The organism is Methylobacterium sp. J-070 (genome assembly GCF_022829385.1).
Classification (GTDB): Bacteria; Pseudomonadota; Alphaproteobacteria; order Rhizobiales; family Beijerinckiaceae; genus Methylobacterium.
Window position 1 is genome coordinate 349558 of the sequence record NZ_JAKSXX010000235.1, and the last position, 16366, is coordinate 365923.

Below are 16366 nucleotides of genomic sequence, written 5' to 3' on the forward strand. Positions count from 1 at the left end.
GGCGCGCCGCGGCGCGCGGGGACGTGAACAGCGTGAATCCGAACGACATGACATTGGCCGAGGCGCGCGACGCCCTGAAGGCGAAGCGGATCTCGGCGCGCGAGCTGACGCAGGCGCATCTCGACGCGATCGCCAAGGCGCGCGCCCTGAATGCCTTCGTCCGGGAGACCCCGGATCGCGCCCTGGAGATGGCCGAGGTCTCGGACCGGAAGATCGCCTCCGGGGAAGGCCGGCCGCTCGAGGGGATCCCGGTCGGGATCAAGGACCTGTTCTGCACCCAGGGCGTGACCACCACCGCCGGATCCAAGATCCTGGAGACTTTCGAGCCGCACTACGAGTCGGCGGTCTCGGCCAACCTGTGGCGCGACGGCGCCGTCATGCTCGGCAAGCTGAACCTCGACGAATTCGCCATGGGCTCGTCCAACGAGACCAGCGCCTACGGCAACGTCATCTCGCCCTGGCGGCGCATGGGATCCGACGTGCCGCTCGTGCCGGGCGGCTCCTCCGGTGGGTCCGCCGCGGCGGTGGCCGCACGGCTCTGCCTCGGCGCCACCGCCACCGATACCGGCGGATCCATCCGCCAGCCGGCCGCCTTCACCGGCACGGTGGGGATCAAGCCGACCTACGGGCGCTGTTCGCGCTGGGGCACGGTGGCATTCGCCTCGTCCCTCGACCAGGCCGGTCCGATCGCCCGGACGGTGCGCGACTGCGCGATCCTCCTCGGCTCGATGGCCGGGGCCGATGCCCGCGACACCACCTGCGCGGACCTGCCCGTGCCCGACTTCGAGGCGGCGGTCTCCCGCGGCGTGAAGGGCCTGACCATCGGCATCCCGAAGGAATACCGCGTCGACGGCATGCCGGCCGAGATCCAGAAGTTGTGGGAGGAGGGCGCCGCTTGGCTGAAGGCGGCGGGCGCGACCCTCAGGGACATCTCGCTGCCGCACACCGCGTACGCGCTGCCGGCCTACTACATCGTGGCCCCGGCCGAGGCCTCCTCGAACCTCGCGCGCTACGACGGCGTCCGCTACGGCCTGCGCGTGCCCGGCAAGGACATCGCCGGGATGTACGAGAACACCCGGGCGGCCGGCTTCGGCCGCGAGGTGAAGCGCCGGATCATGATCGGCACCTACGTGCTGTCGGCGGGCTATTACGACGCCTACTACGTCCGGGCGCAGAAGATCCGCACGCTGATCAAGCGCGACTTCGAGGCCGCGTACGCGGACGGCGTCGACGCGATCCTCACCCCCGCGACCCCGTCGGCCGCCTTCGGCATCGGCGAGAAGGCCTCGGCCGACCCGGTGGAGATGTACCTCAACGACGTGTTCACCGTGACGGTGAACATGGCCGGGCTTCCCGGCATCGCCGTGCCGGCGGGCCTCGACGGGCAGGGGCTGCCGCTCGGGCTCCAGCTCATCGGCCGGCCCTTCGACGAGGAGACGCTGTTCTCGGTCGCCCAGGTCATCGAGGATGCCGCCGGCCGCACCGCCCTGCCAGAGCCCTGGTGGGCATGACCGTCCCGTTCTACCCCTGGACGGTCTGGATCTGGGCCGGCTTCGATCCGGCGCTGATCGTGGTGGCGGTCTATCTCGGCTGGACCGCCAGCCAGTTCGGAAAGGTGTTCATCGCGGCCATCGCGGCCCTGGGCTTCTCGGTGCTGTTCTCCTGGGCGGTGAGCGCGGCCGGCATCCCCTGGCCGGCTCCGGTCACCCATGACGGGCCGACCTTCTTCCCGGTCCGGGCCGTGGCGGCCCTGCTCTGGGCGATCCTCGGCTACGGCGCCCGCCGGGCCGTGGGACGCCGCGCTTGATTCTTTCGCGGCGCGACCCGTAAGTGCAGTGCGCGTAGGACAGCGGCAAGCGTCGCGATCCCTGGCGCCCTCCTTCGAGGCTGCGACGCAGCACCTCGGGATGCGGTTGCCGGTCGGATCGCGCGGAATTCGCCTCACAGCCAGGCCCGGACGACCATGAACGCACCCGTCGACCCCAAGAAGCTGATCAAGGGCGGCCTCCACGACTGGGAGGTGATCGTCGGCATGGAGATCCACGCCCAGGTGTCGAGCCGGGCGAAGCTGTTCTCCGGCGCCGCGACCGAATTCGGCGGCGAGCCGAACGACCACGTCTCGCTGGTCGACGCCGCGATGCCCGGCATGCTGCCGGTGATCAACGCGGAATGCGTCGCCCAGGCCGTGCGCACCGGCCTCGGCCTGAAGGCGCGGATCAACCTGCGCTCCGTCTTCGACCGGAAGAACTACTTCTATCCGGACCTGCCGCAGGGCTACCAGATCTCGCAGTACAAGGACCCGATCGTCGGCGAGGGCGAGGTCCTGGTCGACATGCTCGACGGCTCCTCGATCACGGTGGGGATCGAGCGCCTGCACCTCGAACAGGACGCCGGCAAGTCGCTGCACGACCAAGACCCGACCCGGAGCTTCGTGGACCTCAACCGCTCGGGCGTGGCGCTGATGGAGATCGTCTCCCGGCCGGACCTGCGCTCCTCCGAGGAAGCGAAGGCCTACGTGACCAAGCTGCGCACGATCCTGCGCTACCTCGGCACCTGCGACGGCGACATGGAGAAGGGCAGCCTGCGTGCCGACGTGAACGTCTCGGTGCGGCGGCCCGGCGAGCCCCTGGGCACGCGCTGCGAGATCAAGAACGTCAACTCGATCCGCTTCATCGGTCAGGCCATCGAGACCGAGGCGCGGCGGCAGATCGCGATCCTGGAGGATGGCGGCACGATCGACCAGGAGACTCGCCTGTTCGATCCCGCCAAGGGCGAGACCCGCTCGATGCGGTCCAAGGAGGAGGCGCACGACTACCGCTACTTCCCGGATCCGGACCTGCTCCCGCTGAAATTCGACCAGGCCTACGTGGACGCCCTCGCGGAGGGCCTGCCGGAGCTGCCGGACGCCAAGAAGGCACGGTTCGTCAAGGATTACGGCCTGTCGCCCTACGATGCCGGGGTGCTGGTCGCCGAACGGGCCTCGGCCGACTACTACGAGGCGGTGGCCAAGGGCCGGGACGGCAAGGCCGCGGCCAACTGGGTGATCAACGAACTGTTCGGGCGCCTGAACAAGGAGGGCCTGGTGATCGAGGCGACGCCGGTCTCGGCCGCGCAGCTCGGCGCGATCGTCGACCTGATCGGCGAGGGCGTGATCTCCGGCAAGATCGCCAAGGACCTGTTCGAGATCGTCTGGACAGAAGGCGGCGAGCCCCGCGCCGTCGTCGAGAGCCGCGGCATGAAGCAGGTGACCGACACCGGCGCCATCGAGGCGGCGATCGATCAGATCATCGCGGCCAACCCCGACAAGGTCGCCCAGGCCAAGGAGAAGCCGACCCTGCTCGGCTGGTTCGTCGGCCAGACCATGAAAGCCACGGGCGGCAAGGCGAACCCGGCGACGGTGAACGCGCTGCTGAAGGCGAAGCTCGGAATCGATTGAGGCTCGTCGCCGCCGGCCCGGCGAAGCGGACCGGAGCGGCGCGCCATCGGCGCGGGGGCGCGCGACCGGAACGCTTCGCGCCGCTTGCAGGGCGTGTGCGGACCCGCATGGTTCGGAAGTTGCCCGGCGTCGCGCCACGACGACATCCCGCCGCGGCGAAGCCGGGCAGGTGAGAGACGAGCAGAGCCTCGATCGAGGGTACCGTGGCGGAACGGCTATAGGTGGGGCCTTTCGCGTATTCGAAGGCGTGCCGTACTGGCCGCTTCTGCGCCCCTGGAGCCGCTTCCGTCCGGATGTTCGTGACCTGCCGCTGGGTGTCGGGCCGAACCTGTCCCGACTCCGTCTAAGCGGCGTTCCGCTGCGGTGGAGTCATCCCTGTCTCCTCCAGCTTCCGACAACCTGAGCCACTGCGAAACCCGAGCGCGTCAAGGTTTCCGGCAGGTCCATGCCCGCTTCCGCGAAGCACATCCGGAGACTGCACCCACACTCGGGAGCGGTCAACAGCCATTTTCCCGGCAAATTGCTTTTTGCGAACGCTTTACTTCCCGTGCTGCGATGCATGCGAACCCGATCAAACCCTTGGATCGATCGTGCGGCGGCGCACAAATATTACCTCGGCCGCGACCCATTTGACGGCCGCCAAATCGTTCTCGACCGAAGAGCGCGTGCCGGGTGACCTGTCCGCGTCGCGGCCGAATTGGCGGCCGGCGGCCTGCCCGCGGCGCTCCCGGTAAGAGTATTGCCGAGACGGCACCGTCCAGGCGGCGTTTCGACGGGTCCGGACCGTTCCGGTGATCGCCTGTCCGCGCCGAATCCGCCGAGGCGCCGCGCCCGCGGTTGCCCCTCGAAGGCGCTCAGCGCCGATCGGCCTCGAGGGCAGACCCGACCACCGGGTTTGCCAGGGTCGAAACCCGCTCCCGGAGATCCATGAACCAGTTCGGCGCCGGCGCGCGGCCGCCGTTGACCACCACGGTGGCGGTCAGCCCGGCGATCAGCGGGACATTCGGCGGGACATAATCGATGCGGATCCGTACGGGAACGCGCTGGGCCAGCCGAACCCAGGTGTAGACCGGGTTGACGTTCGGCAGACCCTGCGTGCTCACGGCGGCGTTGGGGGTGGAGATGCCGAGCGTGATGCTGTCCACCGTCCCGGTCAGGTGCGGATCGACCCCCATCAGCTTGACGTCGGCGCGGTCGCCGACGCGGATGTTGGTCATCTTGGTCTCCTCGAAATAGCCGTCGATCCAGAAGGAGTCGGTGTCGACGATGCTGATGTTCGGGGTGCCGGTCCGGGCATAGTCGCCGACACGCATCAGCAGGTTGGTCACGCGGCCGTTGACGGTGGACTTCACCTGGGTCCGTTCGCGATTGACCTTGGCCTGTCGCAGCTGCGCCTGCGCGCTCTCGAGCGCCGCCTCGGCGATCTTGGCCGTCCCGGCAAATTGCTGCTTCTCCTCCACCGAGGTCGAGACGGTGCTGAGGGCCTGCCGCCGGGCGGATTGCGCGTTCTTCACCTGGAGGTCGGCCTCGCGGTTCTTGACCTCGGCGTCGGCCGAAGTCACCGCGACCTCGAAGTCGATGGGATCGATCACGTAGAGCAGGTCGCCCTTGCGGACGAACTGGTTGTCGCGAACCCGCAGCTCGACGATCTGCCCCGAGACCTGCGGGGCGATGTTGGCGACCTGCACGCGGACGCTGCCGTCCCGGGTCCAGGGCGCCACCACGTAGAAGTCCCAGACGTAGGCCGCCGCCACGAAGGCGACGAGCAGGATCACGCCGGTCGCGGCCAGCCGGAAGATTTTGGCGGCAAGCCCGCGTCGCAGGGGCAGCGCCGGGGCATCGGGCCGGCTCGGCACCTCCGCCCGGGAGACGGCCTTGGGATCATCCTCGTCGGCGGTGGTGGCGGGCATCTAGATGAACGCGATCAGGAGGGCGAGGACGCAGACGTAGAGACCGGCCTCGGCGAGCGGGGCGTTGGCCACGTAGCGGCTGAAGCGGATGCGGGCGAAGACGACCCAGCGCAGACCCAGGAGGATCACGAAGGCGGCCAATGCATAGGCGACGAACGAGGAGATCAGCACGCCGCCGATATGGATGTCTTGGTACATGCCGGCCTCGTGCATCCTCTGCATCAGAATAGTGCGATACCGAGGCGATGCAGAAATCGCCGGTGGCGGGCGATGGTCCGTGACGCCGACACGAGATCGCTGGCCGCGCGAGCTGTCGTCAGCCGCACGGACCGGTCCTCGTGCGAGGCCGCCCGGATGAGGTCACGGGCGCTGGTTTCGAGGGCGCGATCGTCGCCCGCGGCCAGGCCGGCCCTGGCCCGCTGGATCGCTCCCCGAAGGCCCTTGATCGGCCAGAGCCGGCGGAGTTCGGCGTGCGCGCGCGCGGCCGCAGCCTCCAGCCGGGCCAGCGCGAAGGCGTGCGAGAGGCTCGCCCGCCGCACCGCGCTGCTGCCGGAGCTGTAGTTGGCGAACTGGAACAGGCGGTCGGCGTTCAGGCTCGTGCGCGTGGTGGCGTCGCCGCCCTCGCCGACAAGGGCATCCGCCAGGGCGCGCCGGGCCGAATCGAGGGCGTAGACCCGCTGCTTCTCCGGCGTGATCGGCAGCAGGAGCCGCACCACGATCGACAAAACGGTGGCGGCGACGACGACGAGGAACGCGTTCAGCAGAAACGTCTCCGCATCGTAGCTCTGCGGATTGGACGGGCCGAGCAGCACCGGGAAGAACACGATCAGGATGAAGCCGACCCCGAAGGTCTTCGGGTTGAGCGACAGGAAGCAGCCGAAGAAGATCACCGGGGCCATCGCCAGGGCGAGCATGGGAAAGCCCTGGACGCCGTTGAGGAACGCGAAGCGGGCGATGCCCGCGAAGGTCGCGGCGAGGCACATCCCGATCACGACGCCGTTGGCAAACTTCTTGGGATCGGGTGTCGACGAAGACAGCGCCGCGGTGGACGCGACCTGGACCATCGCGAAGCTGGCCTGCGGCGACCCCAGCGCCACGAAGGCCGCGGCGGTCACGGCGAAGCCGACGGCCACACGGAGGGCGCCGCGCAGGGCGACCGGGAAATCCCGATGCGTCGGCAGCTGGGTGTCGCGCAACGGCCGATGCCCGTCCGCGACCGCGCCGATCCCGTCCTGGGCGAAGGTCGCCGCGCAGACGAAATCCAGGGCCCGCTGGAGCACGACCACCTCGTCGAGGGGTCGGTCGCCGTCCCGGATCGCCGCGTCGACCAGATCGCGCAGGCGCTCGTCGTCCCGGTCGAGGGCTTCGGCGTCGGGGGCGTCGGCAACCCGGCGGCAGATCGCCAGCGCCTCCGTGACAGCCGGACCCGGGTTGCGCAGACAGGCGGTGGCGGCGGCGACCGCGCGAATCGCCGCCGCCATCACGTAGAGCGCGGCGATGCAGCTGCGTGCGCCCGCGGCACGGGCGGGACCGTCGTCGAGCTCGCCCGCGATGGCGCTGGCATCGGCGCGCATCGGCGCGATCGTGCGGATCAGCGCGGCGGTCCGGACCGGGCCGAGATCGCCCGCCGCCAGCGTCGCCCGGGCGTAGGCGCGGGTCTGGTCCCAGGCCTGCCGGAGCTGCGGCAGCAGCGCCCGCCAGGTGCTCGGCGAGGCCAGCGCGTCGTTGATGAAGGTGATGACCACGATCCCGAGCACGATCACGGCGACGCGCGAGACGGCGGCGTCGAAGGTGCCCTGCGGTTCGTCGATCTGGCCCAGCGCGACGATCGCCACCGTGTAGCCCGACAGCATGGCGCCGTAGGCGCGGGTGTCCTGAAGGTACTGGGCGACGAAGACGCAGAGCCCGAGCCAGACCGTGAACGAGACGAGGAGCAGCACCCGATCCTGGGCGAAAAGAGCCATCAGGACGATCGACACGACCGCGCCGATGAGCGTGCCGAGCAGACGGTAGACGGCCTTGGAGATCGCCTGACCGCGCTTCGGCTGCGCGAGGATCGCCACGCAGGTCGCCGCCGAGGAGGCGCTGTCGAGCTGGAGCCAGAAGGCCGCCGCGAGCGCCAGCATCATGGCGATCCAGATGCGCACCGCGAAAGCCCAGGCCGCGGGCTTCGGCACCCAGGCGTCGAGGACCGCCAGGAGCCGGTCGAGCATCGACTCCGGGGCCCGGCCGGCGCCGGGGGCAGCCTCAGCCATGATGCGGCCGGCCCGGCACCCGCCTGACCGCCGGTCGCGCCCAACGGCGATCCGTCATGTCCTCACGCGTCCCGATGACCGGCCGCCCGGCGATGACCGGCTGCCAGGCAGAGGGAACGGTCGAGACTCTCAACGGTTCGCGGCCGCCTCACGCCTTGTCGTTGCCCTTCAGGCGCTTGTTGCACTTGCTCCAGAACTGCGGCCATTTCGGTCCCTGCGCGGTCTTCTGCGCATCGGTCAGGCCGCGCCACTCGGCCCCGCACTTCTTCTGCCGCTCACGGGCCGCCGTCTGTCCAGGGCTCGGAGTCTTCGCGGGCGGCGCGGCGGCGGGAGCCTCGGTGGCCGCCGGCGCCGTCGCGGGCGCGTCCTTGGCGAGACCGGGCTGGGTGACGAGAAGCGGCAAGGACAGGACGGCGATCCTGACGAGTCGGTCGAACATCGAAGCTTCCCCCTTCGGCGTCGCGGCGACGCCCCGGGCGCAATCTCGCCGGTCCGGTGCGGACGCGGCAAGTCTGCGCGGCGCACTGCCAACAGCCACCGGGCCCTATCTCGCAATCGTGAGGCGCACGGGAACGCCGCCCTTGAGCGCGGCCGGGAAATCGTCTTCACTGACGGGGTTGTCCGAGACCGGCGGAGGATCACCGCGCCGCCGTTGGTTCGGTCGAGGAGCAGGCAGAGCATGGCAGCGGTGTCCGGGCGGCCGATCGACGTCCATACCTGGAGTACGCCGAACGGTTGGAAGATCCCGATCATGCTGGAGGAGTGCGGGCTCCCCTACCGGGTCGTGCCCGTCGATATCGCCAAGAACGAGCAGTTCGCCCCGGACTTTCTCGCGCTCTCGCCGAACAACAAGATTCCGGCGATCGTCGATCCGGATGGACCGGGGGGACGATCGATCTCCGTCTTCGAGTCGGGGGCGATCCTCCAGTATCTCGGCCGGAAGACCGGGCTGTTCTACCCGTCCGACGAGCGTGCCCGGGTCGCCGTGGACGAGTGGCTGTTCTGGCAGGTCGCGGGTTTCGGGCCGATGCTCGGGCAGACCCATCACTTCAAGATCTACGCGCCGGAGAAGGTGCCCTACGCGATCGACCGGTTCACCGCGGAAGCCAAACGCCTGTACGGCGTTCTGGAGCGCCGCCTCGAAGGCCGGCCCTACCTGGCCGATGACTACTCGATCGCCGACATCGCCACGGTCACCTGGGCGAAGCTCAATTTCAAGCAGGGCGTCGACATCGGCGCCCTGCCGAACGTGGCCCGGTGGCTCGAGGCCGTCCTGGCGCGCCCGGCGGTGCAGCGCGGTCTCGCGGCGATCTGAACCGCCGGGCGCCTCGACTTCATCCGAAAGCCGGAGGCCGGCTCCCGGCACGAAGCGGCATCAGTTCTTGTTGGCCGCCTGCTGGTTCACGTCCGGCACCCGGGTCCAGGTCTGGGAGCCGCACAGCACCTTCAGCATGCATCCGGAGACGCTGAGCTCGGCCTCGCTCTCGCGCTCGAGGCTGACCGTGTAGATCTTGCCCTCCTCGATATTGTAGAGTTCGCCGGTGAACTTCTCCTCGTCGGGCTTGAGCCCCTCGATGAGCTGGAGCCCGATCACCGGGCGGGCGCGCTTCTTCGGGTCGGGGTTCCGGAGGTCGGTGCGGGGCGCGCCGGTCTCGGTGGTCGGCGCCTTGAGCCAGACGACCTTGCCGCAGACGAGCTTCTGGCCCGGGCCGCACCGGTCGATGCGGATCTTGGCGCGGCCGTCGCCGGTGAGCCAGGTGCCGGACGGGTCCTTGCCGGTATCGGCGGCAGCCGCGGAGAGGCCGGCGAGAAGCAGGGCGGCGCTGAGAGCGAGTCGCATGGTTCGTCTCCGGGAATGGGGCGCGGACGCCCGAGGGATGAACGAAGTCGGTCGAGGCGCGAATGAGCCGTCGCAATCAGGCGATTTTTCGGCGGTGTTGCGGCAGAGCCACGGCCACGCTTGGCGCAAGCGCGATCCGATCGGGCCGGCCGAGGGCGCAGTCCGATCGGCCGCCGGCGAATAGGTAAGGGTCCGATTGCAACGCGTCGTTGTGGGCGGCCGCGTTTGCCGCGACAGGTCGTGCCGTGTCCGGTGCCGTCGCGCGCCCGGGCACCGGCCCGATCCGGCTCGGCCGCCAAAGTGGGCCCCGCGCCGCCCCGCGGCTTGAGGCTCCGTAGGGCGACCGCTATAAGCCCGGCGCCGAAGCGAACTCGTCGCTGCACAGGCGCGTCCGGAATGCCGGGCCGCCGCCCGCCTCTTCCACACACAGACCGGACGCACCATGGCCACCGAGCGCACCTTCTCGATCCTGAAGCCCGACGCGACGCGGCGGAACCTGACCGGCGCGGTGAACGCGGTGATCGAGGAGGCGGGTCTGCGCATCGTCGGCCAGCGCCGCATCCGCATGTCCAAGACGCAGGCCGAAACCTTCTACGAGGTCCACAAGGAGCGTCCGTTCTTCGGCGAACTGGTCAGCTTCATGACCTCGGGCCCGGTGGTGGTGCAGGTCCTCGAAGGCGAGAACGCCGTCGCCAAGTACCGCGAGGTGATGGGCGCGACCAACCCGGCCCAGGCCGCCGACGGCACGATCCGGAAGAAGTTCGCCGAGTCCGTCGGCGAGAACACCGTCCACGGCTCGGACAGCGCCGAGAACGCCAAGATCGAGATCGCGCAGTTCTTCCAGGACTCCGACATCGTCGGCTGATCCCCGGGACGGTGGCGGTCCGGGCACACCGGCCGCCGATCGTCCCGCATCGCACCCGGGCACGCGGCGAATGCCGACCTGTGTGTCCGGGCCGCCATTGACGGGATGGAGCCCGGGGGAGTCCAACGGCTGAGCTTAGCCAACGCAGCTCCCGGACCGCCACGACCATGACGATGCGCCGCCTTCCCCTGCTGATCGCGACCGGCCTGTTCGCCCTCGGCGCGACTGCCGCCCTTGCGGGCGGGTCCTCCGCCCCGTTCCAGCAATACGAGCCGGATCCGGCCCTCAAGACCGCCACCAAGGCCAATCTCGAAGGTCGCGTGCGGCACGCCTGCACGGTCGTCCAGGCCCGCATGACCAGCGCGACCGAGGCGGCCCTCGAGCGCCCCTGCGGCTGCTACGCCCGCCAGACCCTGCGCAATCTCGACGCGTCCGAGATCGAGGCCTATCGCGCCACGGGCTATTTCAACGAGTCCGCCCGCGCGAAGGCGCTCTCGGCCCTGGACAGCTGCAAGCTGCAGCGCCCGGTCTGACACCGCCTCGGCGCGCCGGCTCCGGCGTCGGTGCCGCGCGCTACAGGCTGAACAGCGCGCCGTCCGGCGCCGCCTCGGCGATGACGACGCGCGTGCCCTCCAGGCGGGCGCGCCCGCCCGCCACCAGGGCGAGCACGGCCGGGTAGAGGCGGCGCTCCTGCACGATCACCCGGTCCGCGAGGCTTTCGGGATCGTCGTCCTGGCGGACGGGGATCGCCGCCTGGGCGACGATCGGGCCGGCATCGAGTTCCGGCACCACGAAATGCACCGTGCAGCCGTGCAGGCGCACGCCGGCGTCGAGGGCCTGCCGGTGCGTGTGGGTGCCCTTGAACAGGGGCAGGAGCGACGGGTGGATGTTGAGCATCCGGCCCGCCCAGGCGGCGACGAAATCCGGGGTCAGGATCCGCATGAAGCCCGCGAGGCACACGAGGTCGATGTCGGCCGCCCGCAGCGTGGCGTCGAGGGCGGCGTCGAAGCCGGCGCGGTCGGCGAACGCCGTGTGGTCGATCGCCCGCGTCGGGATGCCGGCTGCGGCCGCCCGTTCGAGGCCCGCGGCCCCCGGGCGGTTCGACACGACCAGCACGATCTCGGCCGGGTAGGCGGGGTCCCGCGCCGCCTCCATCAGCGCCGCCATGTTCGAGCCGCGCCCCGAGATCAGGATCGCCACGCGGGTCTTGCGGGCCCCCGCCATCAGAGGGCGAGGCGTCCGCCGAAGGACACGGGCTCGGACCCGCGCGGCGTGATCCGCCCGAGGCGCACCGGCATCTCGCCGGCCCGGGTCAGGGCCTCGTCGACGTCGTCCACCGCGTCGGCGGCGGCGATCACCACCATGCCGATCCCGCAATTGAAGGTGCGCAGCATCTCGGCCTGCGAAACGCCGCCCGCGCCGGCGAGCCAGCCGAACACCGGCGGCGGGGTCACCGCGTCGAGATCGATGGCGATGCCGACATCGTCCGGCAGGACCCGGGGCAGGTTGTCGGGGAAGCCGCCGCCGGTGATGTGCGCCAGCGCCCGGATGCCGTCCGTGGCGCCGAGGGCGGCGAGCAGCGGCTTCACGTAGATCCGGGTGGGCTCCAGCAGGGCCTCGCCGAGGCTCCGGCCGGGCGCGAACGGGGCCGGCGCATCCCAGCCGAGCCCGCTCCCGGCGACGATCCGGCGGACCAGGGAGTAGCCGTTGGAATGCACGCCCGAGGACGGCAGCCCGAGGACGACGTCGCCCGGCCGGATGCCGGGCCGGGGCAGCAGCGTGCCGCGCTCGGCGGCGCCGACCGCGAAGCCCGCGAGGTCGTAGTCGGAGCCGTCGTAGAGGCCGGGCATCTCGGCGGTCTCGCCGCCGATGAGGGCGCAGCCCGCCTGCCGGCAGCCCTCGGCGATCCCCCGCACGATGTCGGCGCCGACGCCCGGGACGAGCTTGCCGGTGGCGTAGTAGTCGAGGAAGAACAGCGGTTCCGCGCCCTGGACGATGATGTCGTTCACGCACATCGCCACGAGGTCGACGCCGATCGTGTCGTGGCGGCCGGTCTCGATGGCGATCTTGACCTTGGTGCCGACCCCGTCGTTGGCCGCCACCAGGATCGGGTCGCGGAAGCCCGCGGCCTTGAGGTCGAACAATCCGCCGAACCCGCCGATCTCGGCATCGGCGCCGGGGCGCCGGGTCGCGCGCACCAGCGGCTTGATCGTCTCGACCATGGCGTTCCCGGCGTCGATGTCGACGCCGGCCGCCGCGTAGGTCAGCCCCGTATTCGGCTCCGTGCCGTCCTTGGCCGTCATGCCCGCGCCACCTCGTTCTACGATCGGCACCGCTCTAACGGCTAACCCGGCGTTGTGCGAGTCGGCCGGCCGGGCGAAGATTCCGCCTCGCCGCCGCGGCGATCGGGTCATTTGTCTCCCGGCCCTCGCACGGCTGGCCGGAGCCTTGATCGGCTCGGGCCGCATCCCCACTCTGCCACTGGCGCGTCGGGTTGCCGGGAGAGCATCATCGTGCGCACGCGGGCTATGATCGGGCCGGCCGCCGCCGTCGGTTCGGCCTTGACCGCCGCGGGCGCGGGGTGATCCTGGACGACGCATGCGCGAGAACGCACCACCGCGGCAACTGGCCTTCGACCTGCCGCTCGACCCCCGCTACGGCCGCGAGGATTTCCTCGTGGGGCCGGCCAACGAGGCGGCCTACACGCTGATCGAGGCGTGGCCCGACTGGCCCGACAGCGTGCTGGTGCTCACCGGTCCCTCGGGCAGCGGCAAGAGCCATCTGGCGGCGATCTGGGCGGAGCGCGCCCATGCCTGGACCACCCCGGCCGCCGACCTCGGGGCGGACGCGATCCAGCACCTGGTGTCGAACGGCGCCCTGGTGATCGAGGATATCGACCGGGCGGAGCAGCGGGATGAGGCTGCGCTGTTCCATCTGCTCAACCGGGCGCGGGAGCGGGCCTGCCCGGTGCTGCTGACCAGCGCCGCCGGGATCGACGCCCTCGGCCTGGCCACGCCGGATCTGCGTTCACGGCTGCGCCTCGCGCCCCGGATCGCCATCGAGACGCCGGACGATGCGCTCCTGCGTGCCGTGCTGGTCAAGCTGTTCGTGGACCGGCAGCTGGTGGTGGATCTCGGGGTGATCGATTCGCTGGCCCTGCGGATCGACCGCTCCCTCGGCCGTGCCCGGGACGTGGTCGCCGAGCTGGATCGCGACGCCCTCGGGCGCGGGCGTCGCATCAGCCGGCCCCTCGCCCTCGCGGTGCTGCGCCGGATGGGCCTCGACGACGAGGCCGACGCGGCCGGCTGAAGGGGGAATCCGGTGGCCGTCACGAAACCGTCGTGAAGGCCAGCCGGCAGGGATGCTACACGCTCCGCCACCGCGAGGAGCCGCTGACAGGGACAGGGATCGGGATGGAATCGACGCAGAAGCCCGTGGACCGCGACGCCGACGACGAGGCGGCCGAGCCCCGGCGGCGCGCGGCGGTCACCCCGACGCCGCGCCGGACCCCGATGGCGCGGCGCACACCGGCCGAGGTCGGCGTGGGCGAGGCGGTTCCCAACGATCCCCCGCCGAGGGCCCCGGCCGATCCGGCTCCGCGGCGCGCCCCCGCGGTCAAGCGCGCCCAGGCCGAGCCACCGCGCGGCACAGCCGCGCCGACGGCCGTCGGCCCGGTCGCGGATGCCAATGACGAATGGCCGGCGGCGGCATCACCGGCGGAGCCGCCGGCGCCGGGCGCGGCGCGGGAATCGGTGCTGGAGGCCGGGCGCTCGCTGCGCCACTCGCCGGAGCGCTACGTGAATCGCGAATTGTCCTGGCTTCAGTTCAATCGGCGGGTGCTGGAGGAGTCGGCGAACCCCAACCATCCGCTGCTGGAGCGGGTCCGCTTCCTGTCGATCTCGGCGAACAATCTCGACGAGTTCTTCATGGTCCGCGTCGCCGGCCTGATCGATCAGGTCCGCGCGGGCCTGACGGTCCCGTCCCAGGACGGCCTGTCGCCGTCCGAGCAGCTGGTGCGGATCGGCGCCGAGGTCGTACGCCTCGCGGCCGATCAGCAGGCCCGCTGGCGCGAGCTGCGCGGGGAACTGCACGCGGCCGACATCGACATCGTCGAGCCCGCCGCGCTCACGGCCGACCAGGCGGCCTGGCTGGAGGAGTACTTCCTCAACCACGTCTTCCCGGTCCTGACCCCCCTGGCGATCGATCCGGCCCATCCGTTCCCGTTCATCCCGAATCTCGGCACCACCATCGCGCTGATGCTGGTGCGGCCGAAGGATGGCCGGGTGCTGCGCGCTCTGATCCGCCTGCCGGGCGTCATCGACCGGTACGTGCGCCTGCCGGTGAGCGACAGCGAAACGTCCGCGCGGCTGATCCCGATCGAGCAGGTGATCGGGATGTTCACCGGCCGGCTGTTTCCCGGCTACCTCGTCCGGAGCAGCGGCGCGTTTCGGGTCGTGCGCGATTCCGACCTCGAGATCGAGGAGGAGGCGGAGGATCTCGTCCTCCACTTCGAGACGGCTCTGAAGCAGCGGCGCCGCGGCGTCGTGATCCGCCTCGAGGTCGAGGCGGGGATGTCGGAGGACCTGCGCAGTTTCGTGGCGGACGAGCTGGAGATCGCCCCGGACGCGATCTTCCTGGTGGAGGGGATGCTCGCGCTGAACGAGCTGTCCCAGGTCGTCGGGATCGACCGCCCGGACCTGAAGTTCAAGCCCTACAATCCGCGCTTCCCCGAGCGCATCCGCGAGAGCGGCGGCGACGTCTTCGCGGCGATCCGGCAGAAGGACTTCATCGTCCACCACCCCTACGAGTCCTTCGACTCCGTGGTGCAGTTCCTGGCGCAGGCGGCCCGGGACCCGAACGTCGTGGCGATCAAGCAGACGCTCTACCGCACCTCGTCGAACTCACCGATCGTGGCCGCGCTGGCTGAGGCCGCCGAGCTGGGCAAGTCGGTCACCGCCCTGGTGGAGTTGAAGGCGCGGTTCGACGAGGAGGCCAACATCCGCTGGGCGCGCAACCTGGAGAAGGCCGGCGCGCAGGTGGTGTTCGGCTTCGTCGAGCTGAAGACCCACGCCAAGCTGTCGCTGGTGGTCCGGCGCGAGGGCGACAGGCTCGTCACCTACTGCCACGTCGGCACCGGCAACTACCACCCGATCACCGCGCGGATCTACACCGACCTGTCCTTCTTCACGGCGGATCCGGCGATCGCCCGGGACGTGTCGCGGATCTTCAACTTCATCACCGGCTATGCCGAGCCGGCGGAGCTGGAGCGGATGGCGGTCTCGCCGCTGACGGCGAAGATCCGGCTCCTGGAGCACATCGAGGCGGAGGTGGCCCACGCCAAGGCCGGGCGCCCGGCCGCCATCTGGATCAAGTGCAACTCGCTGGTCGACAGCCAGATCATCGACGCGCTCTACGACGCCTCGGAGGCCGGCGTGCAGATCGACTGCGTCGTGCGCGGCATCTGCTGCCTGCGGCCGGGTATCCCCGGCCTGTCCGAGACGATCCGGGTTAAGTCGATCGTCGGGCGCTTCCTGGAGCACGGGCGCATCTACGCCTTCGGCAACGGCGTCGGGCTGCCGCACCCGAAGGCCACGGTGTACATCTCCTCGGCCGACCTGATGAGCCGGAACCTCGACCGGCGCGTCGAGGCTCTGCTGCCGATCACCAATCCCACGGTGCATCAGCAGGTGCTCGACCAGATCATGTTGGCCAACCTCCTCGACAACCGCCAGAGCTGGCGGTTGCTGGCGTCGGGCGGCTGCGAACGCATCCAACCCGCGGAGGGCGAGGAGCCGTTCAACGCGCACAAGTACTTCATGACCAACCCGAGCCTTTCGGGCCGGGGCAAGGCGTCGAAGAAGTCGAGCCCCCGTGCGCTGAGCCGGCGGGCGCAACGCGCCTGAGTGTCCCGGCCCGTGCGCAGCAGGCTCGACAGGTTTCGCAGAACCGCCCTGCGGTTTTGCGTGAAGAACTTGCGCACGCTTCAAGATCTGCGCAAACGACGGGATCGACTTTCGACGCCGGTCCGCATGGTTTCCCGGCCGCCACGGCTTCCCGTTC

General features: G+C 70.5%; 15 protein-coding genes. 8 read left to right on the forward strand and 7 right to left on the reverse strand.

The annotated features are described in order from the left end of the window. Window positions 1-47 precede the first annotated feature (47 nt). The 3 genes from gatA (at window position 48) to gatB (ending at window position 3436) form a co-directional block, all read left to right on the forward strand. A complete protein-coding gene (gatA, locus tag MKL01_RS26535; RefSeq protein ID WP_243908221.1) occupies window positions 48-1511 on the forward strand; it encodes an Asp-tRNA(Asn)/Glu-tRNA(Gln) amidotransferase subunit GatA in 1464 nt (487 codons plus the stop codon). Beyond that, window positions 1508-1807, forward strand: coding sequence for a hypothetical protein (locus MKL01_RS26540; RefSeq protein WP_243908222.1), 300 nt, complete (start codon window positions 1508-1510; stop codon window positions 1805-1807). The genes gatA and MKL01_RS26540 overlap by 4 nt, the downstream gene beginning before the upstream one ends. Window positions 1808-1963: 156 nt before the next feature. Beyond that, window positions 1964-3436 carry an Asp-tRNA(Asn)/Glu-tRNA(Gln) amidotransferase subunit GatB gene (gene gatB, locus MKL01_RS26545; protein ID WP_243908156.1) on the forward strand — a complete coding sequence of 491 codons (1473 nt, stop codon included), beginning with the start codon at window positions 1964-1966 and terminating at the stop codon, window positions 3434-3436. 854 nt (window positions 3437-4290) lie between these two features. Here gatB and MKL01_RS26550 read toward each other — a convergent pair. The 4 genes from MKL01_RS26550 to MKL01_RS26565 all read right to left on the reverse strand — a co-directional run bounded on the left by MKL01_RS26550 (window position 4291) and on the right by MKL01_RS26565 (window position 8040). Next, complete coding sequence (locus tag MKL01_RS26550; RefSeq protein ID WP_243908157.1) at window positions 4291-5346, reverse strand: HlyD family secretion protein; 1056 nt, start codon at window positions 5344-5346, stop codon at window positions 4291-4293. Further along, a complete protein-coding gene (locus tag MKL01_RS26555; RefSeq protein WP_243908158.1) occupies window positions 5347-5544 on the reverse strand; it encodes a DUF1656 domain-containing protein in 198 nt (65 codons plus the stop codon). Between the two features lie 23 nt (window positions 5545-5567). Then, complete coding sequence (locus MKL01_RS26560; RefSeq protein ID WP_243908159.1) at window positions 5568-7601, reverse strand: FUSC family protein; 2034 nt, start codon at window positions 7599-7601, stop codon at window positions 5568-5570. A gap of 148 nt (window positions 7602-7749) precedes the next feature. Then, the gene (locus MKL01_RS26565; RefSeq protein WP_243908160.1) at window positions 7750-8040 is read right to left on the reverse strand and encodes a hypothetical protein; all 291 of its coding nucleotides are present in this window, start codon (window positions 8038-8040) and stop codon (window positions 7750-7752) included. 240 nt (window positions 8041-8280) lie between these two features. Here MKL01_RS26565 and MKL01_RS26570 point away from each other — a divergent pair, with 240 nt between their 5' ends. After that, a complete protein-coding gene (locus tag MKL01_RS26570; protein WP_243908161.1) occupies window positions 8281-8916 on the forward strand; it encodes a glutathione S-transferase N-terminal domain-containing protein in 636 nt (211 codons plus the stop codon). Between the two features lie 60 nt (window positions 8917-8976). Here the strand turns inward: MKL01_RS26570 and MKL01_RS26575 are convergent, their stop codons facing one another. Beyond that, on the reverse strand, window positions 8977-9441 hold the full coding sequence (locus MKL01_RS26575) for a DUF2147 domain-containing protein (RefSeq protein WP_243908162.1): 465 nt from the start codon (window positions 9439-9441) through the stop codon (window positions 8977-8979). A gap of 442 nt (window positions 9442-9883) precedes the next feature. Here MKL01_RS26575 and ndk point away from each other — a divergent pair, with 442 nt between their 5' ends. Together ndk and MKL01_RS26585 are read left to right on the forward strand one after the other, a co-directional pair. Further along, window positions 9884-10306: a nucleoside-diphosphate kinase gene (ndk, locus tag MKL01_RS26580; RefSeq protein WP_243908163.1), complete on the forward strand. Its 423-nt coding sequence runs from the start codon at window positions 9884-9886 to the stop codon at window positions 10304-10306. A gap of 167 nt (window positions 10307-10473) precedes the next feature. Next, on the forward strand, window positions 10474-10839 hold the full coding sequence (locus tag MKL01_RS26585; RefSeq protein WP_243908164.1) for a hypothetical protein: 366 nt from the start codon (window positions 10474-10476) through the stop codon (window positions 10837-10839). A gap of 40 nt (window positions 10840-10879) precedes the next feature. On the opposite strand, the gene purN is transcribed toward MKL01_RS26585, so the two are convergent. Then, window positions 10880-11530 (reverse strand): phosphoribosylglycinamide formyltransferase, encoded by a 651-nt coding sequence (gene purN, locus MKL01_RS26590; protein ID WP_243908165.1) that lies wholly within the window; start codon window positions 11528-11530, stop codon window positions 10880-10882. After that, window positions 11530-12609 carry a phosphoribosylformylglycinamidine cyclo-ligase gene (purM, locus tag MKL01_RS26595; protein WP_243908166.1) on the reverse strand — a complete coding sequence of 360 codons (1080 nt, stop codon included), beginning with the start codon at window positions 12607-12609 and terminating at the stop codon, window positions 11530-11532. Before purM ends, purN begins: the two co-directional genes overlap by 1 nt. A 295-nt stretch (window positions 12610-12904) precedes the next feature. On the opposite strand from purM, the gene MKL01_RS26600 reads away from it, so the two are divergent. Beyond that, window positions 12905-13615 (forward strand): DnaA/Hda family protein, encoded by a 711-nt coding sequence (locus MKL01_RS26600; RefSeq protein ID WP_243908167.1) that lies wholly within the window; start codon window positions 12905-12907, stop codon window positions 13613-13615. Between the two features lie 104 nt (window positions 13616-13719). Continuing rightward, window positions 13720-16209, forward strand: a complete 2490-nt coding sequence (locus MKL01_RS26605) for an RNA degradosome polyphosphate kinase (RefSeq protein WP_243908168.1) — start codon at window positions 13720-13722, stop codon at window positions 16207-16209. Window positions 16210-16366 lie beyond the last annotated feature (157 nt).

Excerpts from the sequence above, each read along its gene's own strand:
- gatA (WP_243908221.1), top strand. The coding sequence starts at position 48 with ATGACATTGGCCGAGGCGCGCGACGCCCTGAAGGCGAAGCGGATCTCG.
- MKL01_RS26540 (WP_243908222.1), top strand. The coding sequence starts at position 1,508 with ATGACCGTCCCGTTCTACCCCTGGACGGTCTGGATCTGGGCCGGCTTC.
- gatB (WP_243908156.1), top strand. The coding sequence starts at position 1,964 with ATGAACGCACCCGTCGACCCCAAGAAGCTGATCAAGGGCGGCCTCCAC.
- MKL01_RS26550 (WP_243908157.1), bottom strand. The coding sequence starts at position 5,346 with ATGCCCGCCACCACCGCCGACGAGGATGATCCCAAGGCCGTCTCCCGG.
- MKL01_RS26555 (WP_243908158.1), bottom strand. The coding sequence starts at position 5,544 with ATGTACCAAGACATCCATATCGGCGGCGTGCTGATCTCCTCGTTCGTC.
- MKL01_RS26560 (WP_243908159.1), bottom strand. The coding sequence starts at position 7,601 with ATGGCTGAGGCTGCCCCCGGCGCCGGCCGGGCCCCGGAGTCGATGCTC.
- MKL01_RS26565 (WP_243908160.1), bottom strand. The coding sequence starts at position 8,040 with ATGTTCGACCGACTCGTCAGGATCGCCGTCCTGTCCTTGCCGCTTCTC.
- MKL01_RS26570 (WP_243908161.1), top strand. The coding sequence starts at position 8,281 with ATGGCAGCGGTGTCCGGGCGGCCGATCGACGTCCATACCTGGAGTACG.
- MKL01_RS26575 (WP_243908162.1), bottom strand. The coding sequence starts at position 9,441 with ATGCGACTCGCTCTCAGCGCCGCCCTGCTTCTCGCCGGCCTCTCCGCG.
- ndk (WP_243908163.1), top strand. The coding sequence starts at position 9,884 with ATGGCCACCGAGCGCACCTTCTCGATCCTGAAGCCCGACGCGACGCGG.
- MKL01_RS26585 (WP_243908164.1), top strand. The coding sequence starts at position 10,474 with ATGACGATGCGCCGCCTTCCCCTGCTGATCGCGACCGGCCTGTTCGCC.
- purN (WP_243908165.1), bottom strand. The coding sequence starts at position 11,530 with ATGGCGGGGGCCCGCAAGACCCGCGTGGCGATCCTGATCTCGGGGCGC.
- purM (WP_243908166.1), bottom strand. The coding sequence starts at position 12,609 with ATGACGGCCAAGGACGGCACGGAGCCGAATACGGGGCTGACCTACGCG.
- MKL01_RS26600 (WP_243908167.1), top strand. The coding sequence starts at position 12,905 with ATGCGCGAGAACGCACCACCGCGGCAACTGGCCTTCGACCTGCCGCTC.
- MKL01_RS26605 (WP_243908168.1), top strand. The coding sequence starts at position 13,720 with ATGGAATCGACGCAGAAGCCCGTGGACCGCGACGCCGACGACGAGGCG.